At 70.0% G+C, this 2,015-nt stretch carries 2 protein-coding genes and 1 pseudogene; 2 read left to right on the top strand and 1 reads right to left on the bottom strand.

Features of this window, described 5'->3' with window-relative positions; genetic code table 11:
- A pseudogene (locus tag HY68_RS44755) lies at window positions 1-521 on the bottom strand (ThiF family adenylyltransferase); the annotation flags it as partial.
- A 189-nt stretch (window positions 522-710) separates the two neighbouring features.
- Between HY68_RS44755 and HY68_RS04540 the strand changes: the two are divergent.
- A complete protein-coding gene (locus HY68_RS04540; RefSeq protein ID WP_078863423.1) occupies window positions 711-1,325 on the top strand; it encodes a M48 family metallopeptidase in 615 nt (204 codons plus the stop codon).
- Window positions 1,326-1,430: 105 nt separating this feature from the next.
- Window positions 1,431-2,015, top strand: a 585-nt coding sequence (locus HY68_RS04535) for a TerD family protein (RefSeq protein WP_041995138.1), incomplete at its 3' end; no start/stop codon positions are given.

The following is a 2,015-nucleotide window of genomic DNA, read 5'->3' as shown; positions in this document are numbered from 1 at the left end:
GGGCCGCCGGGCGCGACGTCCCACTCCTGGACACAGCCGCCGTCCAGCACATCGACCCTGCCCACCCCGGCGGCGGACAGCAGCGCGGCGACGGCCGCCCCGACCCGGCCGGCACCCCGCACCTGCACCCGTACCGCCCGCCGGGCCGACAGCCGCCGGGCCGCGGCTCCCGGCTCTCGGTGCACCACGGACAGGGACGCCAGCTCCGGGCGCAGCCGGTCCAGCGCTTCCGCTTCCCTTAATGCCTCGGCCGCTTCGGCCGCCGCCCCCGGATCGTCCAGCAGCCCCGCCGCCGTCAGCCGCTCCACCAGCGCGTCCGGCTGGCCGTCCGGCAGCCCCATCGCACGGGCCTGCTCCCGCAGCACCGGCAGGTCACGCGTCCCGTCCAGCAGCTCCAGAAAGCTGCCCGTGGCCGTGTCGACAGGACCGACGAGCACCGCGTGCGCCGGCGTCACGCCGAACTGCACCGTCTGCCGCTCCCGCCAGGCCCGCCGCAACGCGGGTTTCACCATCGGACGCATATCGGCCTCCCCGTTGATCAATCCGATCCTTCGTCCCGGTCTCCAGCATGCGACGTCCGGGGAAACGGCGTGAAAAGTTATCCACAGGGTGGGGAATTAGTCGTTCAAATGGCGCAGGCGCCGGATTGATCAAGGCTGAACCGTCCCGTGGACGGGACTTCCCGTACACACAGCGGGTAACGTCGTGGCGTGTCCGCCGATCCTTCCCCTCGCCTCGCGGGGGAGACCCCACCGCACAGCGCGGGAAACCAACAGCGCAGCGTGAAAAGCCGCCAGCAGCGCGGATCGGCGACGAGCGCTGTCGAGGTGCGCAGGAGCACCCGCCGCAGCAGGACCGTCTCGGCGTACCGCGAGGGCGACCGGACGATCGTGCTGATCCCCGCCCGGATGTCGGAGGCGGAGGAGCGGCGCTGGGTGACGGTGATGCTCGACAAGCTCGCGGCGCAGGAGAGCAAGCGCATGCTCGGCGACACCGAGCTGACCGAGCGCGCCGAGCGGCTTTCGGCCCAGTACTTCGACGGCAAGGCGCGGCCCGACTCGGTGCGCTGGGTGACCAACCAGAACACCCGCTGGGGCTCCTGCACCCCCGCCGAAGGCAGCATCCGCCTCTCGCACCGGCTGCAGGGCATGCCGGAGTACGTCGTGGACTATGTCCTCGTCCACGAGCTGGCCCATCTGCTGGTGCCGGGCCACGGCCCGCGCTTCTGGCGGCTGCTCGACGCCTACCCCCGCACCGAGCGGGCCCGCGGCTATCTCGAAGGTGTCGTGGCCGCCGACCGGTTGCCGCACCTGCCCGCGACCTGATTCGTCGATCCTGTACCGAATGTGTACCGGCTTGCTTCAATGTCCGATCGAGCCGTTAGCCTGACGCGACGTATTCGCATTCGGGATGGGGGACGGTCGTTACGCATGGCCAGGGAATTCCAACGCGGCCACAAGGCCAAGATCAGTGACCTCACGCCGGGGACGGATCTGTACGTAGGTGTGCAGATCTCGGGTCCTGGGCTGACCTTCGACATCAGCTGCTTCGGCCTCGACGCCGAGGAAAAGCTGTCGGACGACCGTTACTTCATCTTCTTCAACCAGCCGAAGTCGCCGGAGGAGTCCATCTCGCTCCTCGGCGCGCAGGCAGGTGACACCGAATCGTTCCGGGTGACGCTGGACCGCATCCCTGCGAACATCCAGCGGCTCTCGTTCACCGCCACGATCGACGGCGCCGGGCAGATGTCCCAGGCCGCGCCGGGCTATCTGCGGATCGTCGCCGGCGGTGAGGAAGTCGTCCGCTACTCCTTCACCGGCGCCGAGTTCAGCACCGAACGCGCCGTGATGCTCGGCGACTTCTACCTGAAGGACGTCTGGCGGTTCGCCGCGGTCGGCCAGGGCTTCGACGGCGGGCTCGACGCCCTGCTCAAGAACTTCGGCGGCGAGGTCGCCGAGGAGCAGCCCGCACCGCCGCAGACCGGCGGCCAGGTCCCCGGCTTCGCACCGCCGCCC

Source organism: Streptomyces sp. AcH 505 (assembly GCF_000818175.1).
GTDB lineage: Bacteria > Actinomycetota > Actinomycetes > Streptomycetales > Streptomycetaceae > Streptomyces.
Note: the sequence above shows the minus strand (reverse complement) of the source record. Positions and strands in the feature narration are given on the sequence as shown.